The organism is Roseateles agri (assembly GCF_034043675.1).
Classification (GTDB): Bacteria; Pseudomonadota; Gammaproteobacteria; order Burkholderiales; family Burkholderiaceae_C; genus KK5.
Genome location: NZ_JAXCLA010000007.1, coordinates 64881 through 80807, shown reverse-complemented (window position 1 = coordinate 80807; position 15927 = coordinate 64881). Strand labels below are relative to the sequence as shown.

The following is a 15927-nucleotide window of genomic DNA, read 5'->3' as shown; positions in this document are numbered from 1 at the left end:
ACGGCCCGCCACGCGCGGGCCGTTTTACTTCTACGATGCCCGCCCATGAACGATGAGCAATTGCTGCGCTACTCGCGGCACATCCTGCTGGATGAGATCGGCATCGACGGGCAGCAGAAGCTGCTCGATGCCCACGCGCTGGTGATCGGCGCGGGCGGCCTGGGCTCGCCGGTGGCGCTGTACCTGGGCACGGCCGGCGTCGGGCGGATCACGCTGGTGGACGACGACGAGGTGGACTTGACCAACCTGCAGCGCCAGATCGCGCACGCGCAGGAGCGCATCGGGCAGCCGAAGGTCGAATCGGCCGCGGCCGGCGTGCGGGCGATCAACCCCGAGGTGCAACTCGTCGCGCTGAAGCGCCGCGCCGATGCCGCATGGCTGGATAGTGAACTCGACGGCGTCGACGTCGTCATCGACTGCAGCGACAACTTCGCCACCCGCCAGCTCGTCAACGCCGCCTGCGTGCGACACCGCATCCCGCTGGTCAGCGGCGCCGCGATCCGCTTCGACGGCCAGATCAGCGTCTACGACAGCCGCCGCCCCGGCGCGCCCTGCTACGCCTGCCTGTTCCCGCCCGACGCGGCTTACGAGGACGTGGCCTGTTCGACAATGGGCGTCTTCGCGCCGCTGGTGGGCATCATCGGCAGCATGCAGGCGGCCGAGGCGCTGAAGCTGCTGGCGGGCGTGGGCGAGAGCCTGGCGGGCCGGCTGCAGATGCTGGACGCCCGGCGCATGGAATGGAGCGAGATCGCGGTGCAGCGCGATCCGCAGTGCAGCGTTTGTTCAGGAACGAGGATCGATGAGTAAGAAGAAGGAACTGACCGCACGGAACTTCCCGTCGGCACACGAAGAGGTCAAGGCCCAGGTCCCCCACCCGAACTACGACGGCCCCGGCAGCGCCTACCAGCTGGCCTTCGCCGACAACGAGTTCCTGCTGCGCGAGGAACTGCGCCCGGTGCGCATGCAGCTGGAGCTGCTGAAGCCCGAGCTGATGCAGCAGGAGCAGGGAATCGAGTCGACGATCGTGATGTTCGGCAGCGCCCGCATCCCTTCGCGCGACGGCGCGCAGAACCTGCTGGACAGCGCCCGCGCGGCCGGCGACTCGGCAGCCATCAAGCGCGCCGAGACGCAGCTGAAGATGAGCCACTTCTACGAGGAGGCGCGCCGCTTCGCCAGCATCGTCACCCGGGTCTGCAGCGAACGCGCCAAGCCGATCTACGTGGTCACCGGCGGCGGCCCCGGCATCATGGAGGCCGGCAACCGCGGCGCCTTCGAGGCGGGCGGCAAGAGCATCGGGCTGAACATCGTGCTGCCGCACGAGCAGCACCCGAACCCGTACATCACGCCGGAGCTGTGCTTCCGCTTCCACTACTTCGCGCTGCGCAAGATGCACTTCCTGATGCGTGCGGTGGCGCTGGTGGCCTTCCCCGGCGGCTTCGGCACGCTGGACGAGCTGTTCGAGGCGATGACCCTGATCCAGACCGGCAAGAGCCGCCGCCGCCCGATACTGCTGTTCGGCCGCGAGTTCTGGACCCGCCTGATCGACTTCGACCTGCTGCTGGAGACCGGCATGATCTCGCCCGGCGACGAGAAGCTGATCCGCTTCGTCGAGACGGCCGAGGAGGCATGGGATGTGCTGGAATCGGAGTACGACCTGGGCAAGGCCACCGCCTGAGCGCCCAGGAACCGGCACCGAACCCACAAGGAACGAACACCATGACCCTCCTCCGCTCCATCTCCCTGATCGGCGCCCCCACCGACATCGGCGCCGGCGCCCGCGGCGCCAGCATGGGCCCCGAGGCGATGCGCGTGGCCGGCATCGGCGAGGCGCTACGCGCCCGCGGCTGCGAGGTGCAGGACCGCGGCAACCTCGCCGGCCCGTCCAACCCCTGGCAACCGCCGGTCGACGGCTACCGGCATCTGGCCGAGGTCGTCGCCTGGAACCAAGCCGTCCACGAGGCCGTCTACACCGAGCTGCGCGATGGCCGCCTGCCGATCCTGCTCGGCGGTGATCATTGCCTGGGCCTGGGCTCGATCAGCGCCGTGGCGCGCCACTGCCGCGAAGCCGGCAAGAAGCTGCGCATCCTGTGGCTGGACGCGCATGCCGACTTCAACACCAGCGAGCTCACGCCCAGCGGCAACATCCACGGCATGCCGGTGGCCTGCCTGTGCGGCTTCGGCCCGAAGGAGCTGGTGGAGATCGGCGGCCAGGTGCCGGCGATCAATCCCAAGTGGATCCGCCAGATCGGCATCCGCAGCGTCGACGAGGGCGAGAAGCGCTTCGTCCACGAGCAGGACCTCGAAGTCTTCGACATGCGCTACATCGACGAGATGGGCATGCGCCACGCAATGGAGCTGGCGCTGGCCACGCTGGACGCCAACACCCACCTGCACGTCAGCTTCGACGTCGACTTCCTCGACCCGGACATCGCTCCCGGCGTCGGCACGACGATCCCCGGCGGCCCGACCTATCGGGAGGCGCAGCTGTGCATGGAGATGATCGCCGACACCGGCCGCATGGCCTCGCTGGACGTGATGGAGCTGAACCCGGCGCTGGACGTGCGCAACAAGACGGCGCTGCTGGCGGTGGACCTGATCGAATCGCTGTTCGGCAAGAGCACCTTGATGCGGAAGTGAACCCGTCCCGGCGACGCCGGCGCCTGCTGCGCGCCCTGCTGACCGTGCTGGTGCTCGCCGCGGCGGTGGGCATGATCGCCACCGTGGCCGAATGGTCCGCGCGCCGCGAGGCCGGCATGCAGGTGGACGAGATCCGCCGCACGATCGAGATCCACACGCTGGGACTGCGCGGCGCGGCCGATCGCTTCGACTACCTGCCCGACACGATCAGCCACCAGCAGGACGTGCTCGCCGCGCTGGCCCACCCGCAGGACGCCACGGCCATCGATCGCGCCAACCACTACATCGAGGGCGTGAACCGCCGCGCCGGCTCCGACGCGCTCTACCTGATCGACACGCGCGGCATCACGCTGGCCGCCAGCAATTGGCGCGAGCGCGTCAGCTTCCTCGGCCAGTCCTACGCGAACAGGCCCTACTTCATCGACGCGCTCGCCGGCCGCAACGGGCGCTTCTACGGCGTCGGCCAGACGACCGGCGAGCCCGGACTGTTCCTGTCCTCGCCGGTGCGCGATGCGCAGGCGCAGATCATCGGCGTCGCCGTCGTCAAGGTCAGCCTGCGCGAGATCCAGGCGGCCTGGGCCAGCGTGCGCGACCCGATCCTGCTGACCGATGCGCACGGCATCGTCTTCCTCGGCTCCGTGCCCGACTGGACCTACCGCGCCACTCGGGCCCTGAGCGGCCCCGAGCTGGACAGCGTCCATCGCCAGCTGCAGTACGGCCAGCGCGAGGCCTTCGCGCCGATGGACTGGAAGACGACACCGCGCAGTGCCGGCGAACCGGGCTACGAAATCCGCGCGACCTTGGCCGGCCAGCCGCGCCGCTTCCTCGCCGTGGACCAGCCGCTGCCGGACTTCGGCTGGACGCTCACCGTCACCGCCGACCGCACGCCGGTGGCGCAGGCCCGCGGGCGCGCCTGGATGCTGGGCATGCTCAGCGCCGTCGCGCTGCTGCTGGCCGGCCTGTACTGGCGCCTGCGCGAACGCCGCTTCGCCGAGCAGCGCGACATCCAGCGCCAGTTGGAGGTCCGCGTCGGCGAGCGCACGCGCGAGCTGGACGACGCCCATGCCTTCCGCAAGGCGATGGAGGATTCGCTGCTCGTCGGCATGCGCGCCCGCGACCTGGAAGGCCGCATCGTCTACGTCAACCCGGCCTTCTGTGCGATGACTGGCTACGGCGCCGACGAGTTGCTGGGCAGCCTGCCGCCCTACCCCTACTGGCACCCCGACAACCTCGACAAGCACTGGCGCGACTACGAGGCCATGATGGCCGGCCGATCGGTCGTCTCCGGCTTCGAGTCGCGCATCCGCCATCGCGACGGCCACGACGTGCTGACGATGATCTACACCGCCCGGCTGATCGACGCCGACGGGCGCCACACCGGCTGGATGAGCTCGGTCGTCGACATCACGCAGCAGAAGCGCGACGAGCAGCGCCAGCGCGAGAGCGACGAGCAGCTGTGGCACGCGCAGCGCCTGGCCAGCCTCGGCGAGATGGCGTTGACCCTGGCGCACGAGCTGAACCAGCCGCTGATGGCGCTCAGCAACTTCGCCAGCGCGGCCAAGGCCTTCGCGGCACAGGGCCAGACCGTGCTGCTGAACCAGAGCCTGGACGAGACGATGACGCAGGCGCAGCGCACGGCCGAGATCGTCAAGCGCATCCGCGGCTTCGTGCGCCAGCGCAGCATCGCCGCCGCCGAGGATTGCGCCATTGCACCGCGCGTGGCGAGCGCACTGGCGCTGCTGCGCGGCGAGATCCGTGCCCGCCAGGCAAGAGTCGAGCTGCGCCTGCCCGATGACCTGCCGCCGGTGCGCGGCGACAGCGTGCTGCTGGAGCAGGTGATCCTGAACCTGGTGCTGAACAGCCTGCAGGCGATGGATGAAGGCACGACGCCGGCCGAGCGCCGCGTCGTCGAGATCGACGCCGTGCGCGAGGGCTCACGCGTGCGGCTGCGCGTCGCCGATCGCGGCCCCGGCATGAGCGAAGCGGTCGCCGCCCAGGCCTTCACGCCCTTCTTCACGACCAAGGGCGGCGGCCTGGGCCTGGGGCTCAACATCTGCCGCACGATCGTGGAGAGCCATCGCGGCACGCTGTCCTTCGCCAACCGGCCCGGCGGCGGCGCCGTCTTCACGCTCGAACTGGAATGCGCCCCCTCATGAGTACCGCCCGCAGCAACCTCTACGTGATCGACGACGACGAGGCGGTGCGCCGCTCGCTGGGCCTGCTGCTGCTGTCGCGCGGCCACGCGGTGCAGGCCTTCGCCTCGAGCGAGGCCTTCCTGGAAGACGCCGCGCTGGACCAGCCCGGCGTGGCCGTGCTGGACCTGCGGCTGGACGGCCTGAGCGGCCTGCAGGTGTTCGACGTCCTGCGCGCGCGGGCCAGCCCGCTGGTCGTGCTGTTCCTGTCGGGCCACGGCGATATCCCGATGGCGGTCGAGGCCGTGCAAAACGGCGCCTTCGGCTGGCTGGAGAAGCCCTGCGCCGACGCCCGGCTGCTGGAAGCGATCGAGAAGGCCCTCGCGCGCGCCGCCGAGCTGGGCGCGCGGCTGCAGGCGCGGCAGGCGGCACAGGCGCTCTGGAACAAGCTGACGCCGCGCGAGATGCAGGTGGCCCGCTTGGTGGCCGAGGGCCTGCCCAACAAGCGCATCGCGCAGGTGCTGGCACCGATCGAACCGCGCACGGTGGAAACGCACCGCGCGCACGCCTTCGCCAAGCTGGGCCTGGCGAACAGCCACGAGCTGGACCGCTTCCTGCGCGAGCACGAGCTCTAGGGAGTCAGGGACAACCCCTGCGTAGACTTACGCAGCCCTCGCAGCGCCAGCTACGGACGACGGCGCGACGGTTTTTGTCCACACTGGCGAGACAGGAGACAGACACCATGAGCACCCTTTCCGCCTCATCGAATGCCGCGGACGCCGCGGCACCCACGCCCCGGCCCTACACCGCCGCCGAGACCCGCCAGCGCGTCTTCGCGATCATGGCCGCCTCGTCCGGCAACCTGGTCGAGTGGTTCGACTTCTACGTCTACGCCTTCACCTCGCTGTACTTCGCGCCCGCCTTCTTTCCGAAGTCGGACCCGACCGCGCAGCTGCTGAACACCGCCGGCGTGTTCGCCGCGGGCTTCCTCATGCGCCCGATCGGCGGCTGGCTGTTCGGTCGCATTGCCGACCGTGTCGGCCGCAAGACCTCGATGCTGATCTCGGTGGCAATGATGTGCGGCGGCTCGCTGGTCATCGCCTTCCTGCCCACCTACGAGCAGATCGGTGCCTTGGCGCCGGCGCTGCTGCTGATCTGCCGCCTGTTCCAGGGCCTGTCAGTCGGTGGCGAATACGGCACCACGGCCACCTACATGAGCGAGGTCGCGCTGCGCGGCCGGCGCGGCTTCTTCTCCTCGTTCCAGTACGTGACGCTGATCGGCGGCCAGTTGCTGGCCGTGGTGGTGATCGTGATCCTGGAAGCCTTGCTCTCCAACGCCGAACTGAAGGCCTGGGGCTGGCGCATTCCCTTCGTCATCGGCGCCATCTCGGCCGTCGTCGCGCTGCTGCTGCGCCGCACGCTGCATGAGACGCAGAGCGAATCGTCACGCTCCGCCAAGGGTGCCGGCACGATGGCCATGCTGTTCCGCCACAACCTGCCCGCCTTCATCACGGTGGTCGGCTACACGGCCGGCGGCTCGCTGATCTTCTACACCTTCACGACCTACATGCAGAAGTACCTGGTCAACACCGCGCACATGCCGATCAAGACGGCCAGCAACGTGATGACCGTGTGCCTGTTCCTGTACATGATCATGCAGCCGCTGTTCGGCGCCCTGTCGGACCGCATCGGCCGGCGCAACAACATGCTGCTGTTCGGCGCGCTGGGCGCGCTGAGCGTGGTGCCGATCATGAGCGCGCTGCACATCGTGACCGACCCGGTGGAAGCCGGCGTGCTGATCACCGTGGCGCTGGCCATCGTCAGCTTCTACACCTCGGTCAGCGGCATCGTGAAGGCCGAGATGTTCCCGCCCGAAGTGCGCGCGCTGGGCGTGGGCCTGGCCTACGCAGTGGGCAACGCCATCTTCGGCGGCTCGGCCGAGTACGTGGCGCTGTCGCTGAAGTCCGCGGGCTACGAGTCGGCGTTCTACTGGTACGTCACCGCGATGATGGTGATCGCCTTCCTGTTCAGCCTGCGCCTGCCCAAGCAGGCAAAGCACCTGCATCACGATCACTGATTCATTGATTCACTGAGCGGGCCGCCCCGCTAGGATCGTCCTCCGGAACAAGAACCCTGGAGAACGACAGACATGAAGACCCGAGCCGCCGTGCTGCGCCAGACCGGCCTGCCGCACCCGTATGCCGACTCGAAGCCGCTGGTGATCGAGGAGCTGGAGCTGGCACCGCCCGGCCGCGACGAGGTGCTCGTGCGCATCCGCGCCGCCGGCCTGTGCCACTCGGACCTGTCCGTGATCAACGGCGACCGGCCCCGCCCGGTGCCGATGGCGCTGGGCCACGAAGCGGCCGGCGAGGTCGTCGAACTCGGCGAGGGCGTGACGGACCTGGCCGTCGGCGACCACGTCGCGCTGGTGTTCGTGCCGAGCTGCGGCCACTGCCTGCCCTGCAGCGAAGGCCGCCCCGCGCTGTGCGAACCCGGCGCGGCCGCGAACGGCGCAGGCACGCTGCTCTCAGGTGCCCGTCGTCTCTCCTCGCCTGACGGCAAGCCCGTCAACCACCATCTCGGCTGCTCGGCCTTCGCTGAGCATGCGGTGGTGTCGCGGCGCTCGCTGGTGAAGATCGATCCAGCCCTGCCCTTCGATGAGGCGGCGCTGTTCGGTTGCGCGGTGCTGACCGGCGTCGGCGCGGTCGTGAACACGGCGCAGTTGCGTGCGGGCCAGAGCGTTGCTGTCGTCGGGCTTGGCGGCGTGGGCTTGGCTGCGGTGCTGGGTGCGCGGGCGGCTGGTGCGCGGGAAATCGTTGTCGTTGACTTGTCGGCCTCGAAGCGGGAGCTGGCTTTGTCGATGGGCGCGACGATGGCCTTCGATGGTGCCGATCCGGAGTGCGTGGAGAAGATTCGTGCGGCTTCGGGTGGCGGTCTCGATCATGTGTTCGAGTTCGCGGGCTCGGTGCGGGCCTTCGAGACGGCCTACAAGATCACTCGGCGCGGTGGCAGCACGACGACGGCGGGGTTGCCGCCGCCGCATGCGGCTTTCGCTTTGCCTATCGTCAATCTCGTCGCCGAGGAACGCACCGTCAAGGGCAGCTACATCGGGACCTGCGTGCCCGCGCGCGACCTGCCGCGCTATGTGGCGCTGTACCGGGGAGGCTGCATGCCGGTGGATCGGCTGATGAGTGCGCGGCTGACGTTAGATGAGATCAATGAGGGGTTTGATCGGTTGCATGCGGGGGAGGCGATTCGGCAGGTTGTTGTGTTCCCTTGAGGGTTGACTTGTTGTTCGCAGCGGTGCCGGGACTCGCCCCGGCGGGCGACTCACTTTCTTTGCTTCGCCAAAGAAAGTAAGCAAAGAAAGGCGACCCTACTTCCGCCGCCCTCCGCTGCGCTGCGGGTGCCCTGCGATGCTCGCGACTTGGGCCCCGCGCCAAACTCGCTGCGCTACGCTCCGCTCAGACAGACGGCGCGAAGTCAGTTCACGAGGTTCGCTTCGCTCACGGTCCCAAGCCGCTGCGCTTCTCGGCGGCTGCACAAGGGGCCCGAACAGCCGAATGCACGAAGCGCGACGAGTGGTCGGGTATTCGGCTGTTGGCTGTTCGGCTGTTGGGGGTTCCCCTTCTGCACCGCCGAGAAGCACAGAAGTCCGGGGCGCGAGCGCAGCGAGCATCAACAACTAGCTTCGCGCCGCATGTTTGAACGGAGCGTAGCGAAGTGAGTTCGGCGCGGCCCCGGGCTTCGAGCATCGCAGGGAACCCGACCAACGGGAGGGCGGCGCAGCAGGGGCGGTTTCTTTGCTTACTTTCTTGGGCGCCCAAGAAAGTGAGTCGCCCGCCGGGGCGAGTCCCGGCACCGTGGCGAAAGACAAAGCCTCAATAAATCCGCGACCCCATCCCCGCACACCCAAACGCCTCAAACCGCTCCACGCACAGCTCCCGCGCCGCCCCCATCGCATCCTTGAAGAACATCCTCGGATCAAACTCCCCAGGATCCCTCGCCATCGCCCTTCGCATCGCCCCGGTCATCGCCAGCCGAATGTCCGTATCGATGTTGATCTTCCGCACCCCATGCCGGATCCCCTCCTGGATCTCCGCTACCGGCACCCCATAGGTCTCCTTGATCGCACCGCCGTTCGCACGGATCACCTCCAGCCACTCCTGCGGCACCGAGGACGAGCCATGCATCACCAGATGCGTATTCGGAATCCGCTCATGGATCGCCTTGATGCGTGAGATCGCCAGGATGTCGCCCGTCGGCTGGCGGCTGAACTTGTAGGCGCCGTGGCTCGTGCCGATCGCGATGGCCAGCGCATCGACGCCGGTCTTTGCCACGAAGTCGGCGGCCTCGTCCGGGTCGGTAAGCAACTGGTCATGGCTCAGCACGCCCTCGGCACCAACGCCGTCCTCCTCGCCCGCCGTGCCCGATTCCAGCGAGCCGAGGCAACCCAGTTCGCCCTCCACCGAGACACCCACCGCATGGGCCATTTCGACCACCTTGCGGGTCACGTCCACGTTGTAGTCGTAGGAGGCCGGCGTCTTCGCGTCCTCGCGCAGCGAGCCGTCCATCATCACGCTGGTGAAACCGGAACGGATCGACTGCATGCACACGGCCGGGCTGGCACCGTGGTCCTGGTGCAGCACGACGGGGATGCGTGGGTACATCTCCACCGCGGCCTCCACCATCTTGCGCAGGAAGGGCTCGCCGGCGTACTTGCGGGCGCCGGCCGAGGCTTGCAGGATCACCGGCGCATCGGCCTTGTCGGCCGCCTGCATGATGGCCTGGATCTGCTCCAGGTTGTTGATGTTGAAGGCGGGCACGCCGTAGCGGTGTTCGGCCGCGTGGTCGAGCATGCGGCGCAGCGAGATCATGGGCATGACGAGGTCTCCTGTAGCAATGAAAGCGCGCGTTCGGCCACCGCCTTGGGGGTGAAGCCGAACAGCTTGAATAGTTCTCCGGCCGGGGCCGATTCGCCGAAGCGGTCCAGGCCGATCACGGCGCCGTCCTCGCCCACGTGTTTCCACCACAGGCCGGTGCTGCCCGCCTCGATGGCCAGGCGCGGCAGCCGGCGCGGGATCACGTCGCGGCGATAGCTCGCGTCCTGCCGCTCGAAGGCATCCATGCAGGGCATCGAGACGACACGCGCGGCGATGCCCTGCGCGGACAGCAGCTCGGCGGCGGCAAGCGCGAGGCCCACTTCGGAGCCGCTGGCAATCAGGCACAGCCGCTCGTCCGCCGCGTGCCGCAGCACGTAGCCGCCGCGGGCGATCGCATCCACGCGATGGCCACCGTCACCGGCGTGAGGCAACGCCTGGCGGGTCAAGGCGAGGCAGCTCGGCCCATCGCCGCGATGCAGCGCCTCGCGCCAGGCAACGGCCGTCTCGGTCGCATCGGCCGGGCGCCAGACGTCCACGCCGGGAATAAGCCGCAGGCTGGACACATGCTCGATCGGCTGGTGCGTCGGTCCGTCTTCGCCGAGGCCGATGGAGTCGTGCGTGAACACATAGGTCACCGGCAGCTTCATCAGCGCTGACATGCGCACCGCGTTGCGCGCGTAGTCGGAGAAGGTCAGGAAGGTGCCGCCGAAAGGCCTGAAGCCGCCGTGCAGCGCGACGCCGTTCATGATCGCGGCCATGCCGAACTCGCGCACGCCGTAGTGGACGTGGTTGCCCACGTCGCACCCCTTCAGCGGCACGTGGCCCTTCCAGTCCGTCAGGTTCGAGCCGGTCAGGTCGGCCGAGCCGCCCAGCAGTTCAGGCGTGGCCGGGCCGATGCGCTGCAACACGTCCTGCGAGGCCTTTCGCGTGGCGACACTGGCGCGCTTGGCTTCGGCGTCGGCAATGGCCTCGGTCAGCGCAGCCTCGGTGCGCGGCAGCAGCGGCATCGGTCGCTGCGTGCGGCGCTGCAGCTCGCGGGCCAGCTGCGGGTGAGCCTCGGCATAGCGGGCGTGGCGCGCCTGCCATGCGGCATGCAGCTCCGCGCCCTGCGCACGGGCGGACCACGCGGCGGCAACGTCGGCAGGGATCTCGAACGGCGCGGCGGTCCAGCCGAGCGCTGCCCGCGTCAGCGCGATCTCCTCGTGGCCCAATGCCTCGCCATGTGCCTTGGCCGTGCCGGCGCGATTCGGCGACCCGTGGCCGATCCTCGTGCGGCAGCAGACCAGCACGGGCCTGTCGGCCGAAGCCTTCGCCTCGGCGATGGCGGCATCGAGCGCGGCGACGTCATGGCCGTTCAGACCGCGGATCACCCGCCAGCCATAGGCCTCGAAGCGCGCCGGCGTGTCGTCGCCGAACCATCCCTTCACCTCGCCGTCGATCGAGATGCCGTTGTCGTCCCAGAAGGCCACCAGCTTGTTCAGGCCCCAGGTGCCGGCCAGCGAACAGGCCTCGTGGCTGAGGCCTTCCATCAGGCAGCCATCGCCGAGGAAGACCCAGGTGCGGTGGTCCACCACCTCGAAGCCCGGCCGGTTGAACTCGGCCGCAAGCAGCTTCTCGGCCAGCGCCATGCCCACCGCGTTGGCGATGCCCTGGCCCAGCGGGCCGGTCGTCGTCTCCACGCCGGGCGTCACGTCCACCTCTGGGTGGCCGGGCGTCTTGCTGTGCAGTTGGCGGAAGCGCTTCAGCTCGTCGATTGGCAGCTCGTAGCCGCTCAGGTGCAGCAGCGCATACAGCAGCATCGAGCCGTGGCCATTGGAGAGCACGAAGCGGTCGCGGTCGATCCACTGCGGATCGGCAGGGTCGTGCTTCAGGTGATGGCGCCACAGCGTCTCGGCGATGTCGGCCATGCCCATGGGCATGCCGGGGTGGCCGGAGTTGGCGGCCTGCACGGCGTCCATCGCCAGGGCCCTCAGCGCGTTCGCGCATTGCGTGCGCAGCACGGCGTTCATTGGGCCACCGCCTTCCGCTTGCGCTCCATCAGCCGCAGGATCATCGGCGTGAAGATCAGCTGCATCGCCAGCTCCATCTTGCCGCCGGGCACCACCAGCGTGTTGGCGCGCGACATGAACGAGTCGTGCAGCATGCTCAGCAGGTAGGGCATGTCGATGCCCTTCGGGTTGGCGAAGCGGATCACGACCAGGCTCTCGTCCGCCGTCGGGATCGTGCGGGCGATGAAGGGGTCGGAGGTGTCCACCACCGGTACGCGCTGGAAGTTGATGTGCGTGCGGGTGAACTGCGGGCAGATGTATTCCACGTACTCGTGCATGCGGCGCAGGATCACGTCGGTGACCGCCTCGGTCGTGTAGCCGCGCGTGGCCTTATCGCGGTGGATCTTCTGAATCCATTCGAGGTTGATCACCGGCACCACGCCGATCAGCAGGTCCGTGTGGCGGGCGATGTCCACCGCGTCGGTCTTCACGCCGCCGTGCAGGCCCTCGTAGAACAGCAACTCGCTGGGGGCCAGGTCTTGCCAGGGCGTGAAGGTGCCGGGCTGCTGCTTGAAGGGTTCGGCCTCCTCGGCGTTGTGCAGGTACTTGCGGGCGCGACCGGTGCCGGTTTCGCCGTAGTTGCGGAACAGGTTCTCCAGATCGCCGAACAGGTTGGCGTCGTCGCCGAAATGGCTGAAGTGCGGCTTGCCGTTCTTCTCGGCTTCGGCCATCGCCGTCTTCATCTCGACGCGGTCGTAGCGATGGAAGCTGTCGCCCTCGATGATGGCGGCGTTCACTTCCTCGCGGCGGAAGATGTTCTCGAAGGTGCGGGTGACGGAGGTGGTGCCGGCGCCGGACGAACCGGTGATGGCCACGATCGGATGCTTGATGGACATGGCGGGGCTCCTTCAGGCGGTGGCGGACGAGAACAGGCCGCGCTTGCCGAACAGCGGGGCTTCATAGCCTTCCTCGATGTCCTCGCGGTGGTAGCGCTCGATGCGCTCGACCTCGTTCTTCGAGCCGAAGACGAAGCCGATGCGCTGGTGCAGCGTCTCGGGCTTCACGTCCATCAGCCGCGTGCGGCCGGTGCTGGCACCGCCGCCGGCCTGCTCGATCAGCATCGAGATCGGGTTGGCCTCGTACAGCAGGCGCAGACGGCCGGCGCGCGCCGGGTCCTTGGTGTCCTTCGGGTACATGAAGACGCCGCCGCGCATCAGGATGCGGTGCGTCTCGGCCACCAGCGAAGCGATCCAGCGCATGTTGAAGTCCGCGCCGCGCGGGCCCGGCTGGCCGGCCAGGCATTCGTCCACGTAACGCTTCACGGCCGGCTCCCAGAAGCGGCTGTTCGACGCGTTGATCGCGAACTCGCAGGTCTTCTCCGGCACGCGCAGGTTCGGGTGGCTCAGCACCCACTCGCCCAGCAGCGGGTCCAGCGTGAACGCGTGGGTGCCGCGGCCCAGCGTCAGCACCAGCATCGTCGACGGCCCGTAGATCGCGTAGCCGGCGCAGACCTGCTCGGCGCCGCTCTGCAAAAAGTCCTGCACGCTCGGGTTCTGCCCGGGTCGGGGCGCGCGCAGGACGGAAAAGATGCTCCCCACCGCCACGTTGACGTCGATGTTCGACGAGCCGTCCAGCGGGTCGAACAGCAGCAGGTACTTGCCCCGCGGATGCTGGGCCGGCAGCGTGTAGGGCAGCTCCATCTCCTCGCTGACCATGCCGGCCGTGTGGCCGCCCCATTCGTTGGCGCGCAGGAACATCGCGTTGCTGAGCACGTCCAGCGTCTTCTGGTCTTCACCCTGGACGTTGGCGCTCTGCGCGCTGCCGAGCACATCGGCGAGTGCGCCGAAAGCGACCTTCTTCGCGATGGCCTTGCAGGCGAGCGAGACATCGGTGATCAGCGCGTTCAGGTCGCCGGTTGCCTCAGGGTGGCGACGGCGCTCCTCGATGAGGAACTGGGTGAGGGTCGATCGGCCTCCGGTGGGCATGATGAGTCTCCTTGAAGTTCTTGATGAATCGTTTGCAGGTGCGCGAGCAATTGCAGCGGCGCGTCGAGGCGACCCACCGTCGGATCGGCAGGCGCGGCGCCATAGCCCCAGGACACCCAGGCGGCACGGCAGCCCGCGGCGGCGGCGGCCTTCAGGTCGGCATCGCCATCGCCCACCATCAGCAGCGAAGGCGGCGTCAGGCCCAGGCGCGCGGCGGCGTGCTGCAGCAGCCAGGGCGCGGGCTTGCGCTGTTCCGGCGTGTCGGCGCCATGCACGGCCGCGAACCAGCCGAGCAGCCCGGCGGCATCGAGCACCGCGCGGGCCAGCGGCGTCGGCTTGTTGGTGACGACGGCCATCGGATAACGGCCGGCCAGCTTGCGCAGCAGCTCGGGGATGCCCTCGTACGCGCGACCCTGATCGCGCGGCGAGGCCAAGGTGGCCGCATCGAAGCGGCGGCGCATCCGCAGCGGGTCCACGGCCGGATTGCCGCAGGCCTTCAGCGCCTGGCGGATCGTGGCGTCGGGCCCGTCCCCGATCCAGCCGCGCACCGTGGGGCCGTCGAACTGCGGCAGGCCTTCGTCGGCCAGCGCGATGTTCAGCGCGACCATCACGCCATGGGCGCTGTCGAGCAAGGTGCCGTCGAGATCGAAGGTGATGGCGGCGATGCGGCACATCAGCGGCGGCCCTCCAGCATCGTGCGGATCAGCCCCGGCGGCGGTGGTGGCGCGGCCTGTGCGGCGAGCGCCTCGAAGCCCAGGCCTTCGAGGCTGGGCCTCAGCAGCTCGGCAGCGGAGAGGTCGCTGCCCTCGCTCCAGAAGGTCGGCGTCACGACGGTCCACAGGCCCGCCGCCTGCGCGGAACGCAAGCCGTTGGCGGAATCCTCGACCGCGATCGCGCGCTCCGCCTCCAGCCCCAGGTTCGCCAGCGCCAGCTTGTAGATGTCGGGCGCCGGCTTCTTGCGCCGCACCTGGTCGCCGCAGGCGATCACGGCGAAGCGGTCCAGCCCGCGCGGGCCCAGGGTGGCGGCCAGTAGCGCGTCGATGTTGGCGGCGCTGGTCGTGCTGGCGATGGCAAGGCGGCAGCCGGCGGCTTCCGCGTCGTCCAGCAGCGCCTCGACGCCGGGCCGCAGCGGCACGCCGCCCTCGGCGACGAAGGTGGTGTAGAGCCGCGTCTTCTCGGCATGCAGCGCCGGGATCAGCTCGACCAGCCAGGCGCGCTCGCTGCCGCGCAGGCCCAGGCCGTCGATGTAGGCGCTCATGCGCTCCTTGCCGCCAGTGGTCTTCAGCAGCTCGCGGTAGTCCTCGCGGCTCCAGTCCCAGGGCAGACGATGCTTGCGGAAGGCCTCGTTGAAGGCGACGCGGTGCGCCTCTTCCGTATCGGCCAGGGTGCCGTCGACGTCGAAGATCAATGCCTCGATGCTCATGCGGTGGTCTCCTGTCTGCCGAACACGCGGCTGGCCAGCACGTCCTCGGCCTGCAAGGTCGTCAGCTGTTCCTTGCTCAACGCGCTGTCGGCCTGAAACAGCCGCGTCGCATGGCGCAGCCGGATGCGGTCCAGCGCATTGCGGATCGAGCGTGCGTTGGCGAAGTGCGGCTGCTGGCGGCGCAGGTTCAGGTAGCGACCGAAGGCGGGCACGGCCTGCTCGTCGAAGCGGTAGTTCAGCTGGCCCAGCATCAGCTCGGCGATCTGCATCAGCTCGGCCTCGGAGTAGTCCGGGAAGTCGATGTGGTGCGCGATCCGCGAGGCCATGCCGGGATTGCTGCCGAAGAAGGTGTCCATGCGGTCGCGGTAGCCGGCCAGGATCACGACCAGGTCGTCGCGGTGGTTCTCCATCACCTGCAGCAGGATCTCGATGGATTCGGCGCCGTAGTCGCGTTCGTTCTCGGGCTTGTAGAGGTAGTAGGCCTCGTCGATGAACAGCACGCCGCCCATCGCCTTCTTGATCACCTCGCGCGTCTTCGGCGCCGTGTGGCCGATGAACTGGCCCACCAGGTCGTCGCGCGTCACCGCCACCATGTGGCCCTTGCGGACGTAGCCCAGTTGCTTCAGCACCTCGGCCATGCGCAGCGCCACCGTGGTCTTGCCGGTGCCGGGATTGCCGGTGAAGCACATGTGCAGCGAAGGCGGCGTGGACTGCAGGCCCTGCTCGGCGCGCAGCTTGTCGATCAGCAGCAGCGCGGCGATGTCGCGGATGCGGCCCTTGACCGGCGCCAGGCCGACCAGCTCGGCATCGAGCTGGGCCAGCACGGCGCGGGTACCGGTGGCCTCCAGCAGGGCGGAGGGTGTGGTGGCATTCATGGCG

Annotated in this window: 14 protein-coding genes; 7 read left to right on the top strand and 7 right to left on the bottom strand. The window is 68.8% G+C overall.

The features are described 5' to 3' along the window. Positions 1 to 45 precede the first annotated feature (45 nt). From SNE35_RS20780 to SNE35_RS20750, 7 genes are all read left to right on the top strand, one after another. Complete coding sequence (locus tag SNE35_RS20780) at positions 46 to 807, top strand: HesA/MoeB/ThiF family protein (RefSeq protein WP_320424933.1); 762 nt, start codon at positions 46 to 48, stop codon at positions 805 to 807. Next, positions 800 to 1675 carry an LOG family protein gene (locus SNE35_RS20775; RefSeq protein ID WP_320424932.1) on the top strand — a complete coding sequence of 292 codons (876 nt, stop codon included), beginning with the start codon at positions 800 to 802 and terminating at the stop codon, positions 1673 to 1675. The genes SNE35_RS20780 and SNE35_RS20775 overlap by 8 nt, the downstream gene beginning before the upstream one ends. Positions 1676 to 1716: 41 nt before the next feature. Next, positions 1717 to 2637, top strand: a complete 921-nt coding sequence (rocF, locus tag SNE35_RS20770) for an arginase (RefSeq protein WP_320424931.1) — start codon at positions 1717 to 1719, stop codon at positions 2635 to 2637. Continuing rightward, the gene (locus tag SNE35_RS20765; RefSeq protein WP_320424930.1) at positions 2634 to 4793 is read left to right on the top strand and encodes a sensor histidine kinase; all 2160 of its coding nucleotides are present in this window, start codon (positions 2634 to 2636) and stop codon (positions 4791 to 4793) included. The genes rocF and SNE35_RS20765 overlap by 4 nt, the downstream gene beginning before the upstream one ends. Continuing rightward, on the top strand, positions 4790 to 5404 hold the full coding sequence (locus tag SNE35_RS20760; RefSeq protein ID WP_320424929.1) for a response regulator transcription factor: 615 nt from the start codon (positions 4790 to 4792) through the stop codon (positions 5402 to 5404). The genes SNE35_RS20765 and SNE35_RS20760 overlap by 4 nt, the downstream gene beginning before the upstream one ends. A gap of 107 nt (positions 5405 to 5511) precedes the next feature. Beyond that, positions 5512 to 6846 (top strand): MFS family transporter, encoded by a 1335-nt coding sequence (locus SNE35_RS20755; RefSeq protein ID WP_320424928.1) that lies wholly within the window; start codon positions 5512 to 5514, stop codon positions 6844 to 6846. A gap of 72 nt (positions 6847 to 6918) precedes the next feature. After that, on the top strand, positions 6919 to 8049 hold the full coding sequence (locus SNE35_RS20750) for a zinc-dependent alcohol dehydrogenase family protein (protein ID WP_320424927.1): 1131 nt from the start codon (positions 6919 to 6921) through the stop codon (positions 8047 to 8049). Positions 8050 to 8650: 601 nt separating this feature from the next. Here the strand turns inward: SNE35_RS20750 and fba are convergent. From fba to cbbX, 7 genes are read right to left on the bottom strand one after another with little or no spacing between them, the layout of a single operon-like run. Then, complete coding sequence (gene fba / locus SNE35_RS20745; protein WP_320424926.1) at positions 8651 to 9652, bottom strand: class II fructose-bisphosphate aldolase; 1002 nt, start codon at positions 9650 to 9652, stop codon at positions 8651 to 8653. Next, positions 9643 to 11661, bottom strand: coding sequence for a transketolase (gene tkt, locus SNE35_RS20740; RefSeq protein WP_320424925.1), 2019 nt, complete (start codon positions 11659 to 11661; stop codon positions 9643 to 9645). Before tkt ends, fba begins: the two co-directional genes overlap by 10 nt. Further along, positions 11658 to 12536 (bottom strand): phosphoribulokinase, encoded by an 879-nt coding sequence (locus SNE35_RS20735; protein ID WP_320424924.1) that lies wholly within the window; start codon positions 12534 to 12536, stop codon positions 11658 to 11660. Before SNE35_RS20735 ends, tkt begins: the two co-directional genes overlap by 4 nt. A 12-nt stretch (positions 12537 to 12548) precedes the next feature. Beyond that, positions 12549 to 13625: a class 1 fructose-bisphosphatase gene (locus SNE35_RS20730; RefSeq protein ID WP_320424923.1), complete on the bottom strand. Its 1077-nt coding sequence runs from the start codon at positions 13623 to 13625 to the stop codon at positions 12549 to 12551. Further along, the gene (locus tag SNE35_RS20725; RefSeq protein WP_320424922.1) at positions 13544 to 14299 is read right to left on the bottom strand and encodes an HAD family hydrolase; all 756 of its coding nucleotides are present in this window, start codon (positions 14297 to 14299) and stop codon (positions 13544 to 13546) included. Before SNE35_RS20725 ends, SNE35_RS20730 begins: the two co-directional genes overlap by 82 nt. Then, positions 14299 to 15048, bottom strand: coding sequence for an HAD-IA family hydrolase (locus SNE35_RS20720; RefSeq protein WP_320424921.1), 750 nt, complete (start codon positions 15046 to 15048; stop codon positions 14299 to 14301). The genes SNE35_RS20725 and SNE35_RS20720 overlap by 1 nt, the downstream gene beginning before the upstream one ends. After that, the gene (cbbX, locus tag SNE35_RS20715; RefSeq protein WP_320424920.1) at positions 15045 to 15923 is read right to left on the bottom strand and encodes a CbbX protein; all 879 of its coding nucleotides are present in this window, start codon (positions 15921 to 15923) and stop codon (positions 15045 to 15047) included. Before cbbX ends, SNE35_RS20720 begins: the two co-directional genes overlap by 4 nt. Positions 15924 to 15927 lie beyond the last annotated feature (4 nt).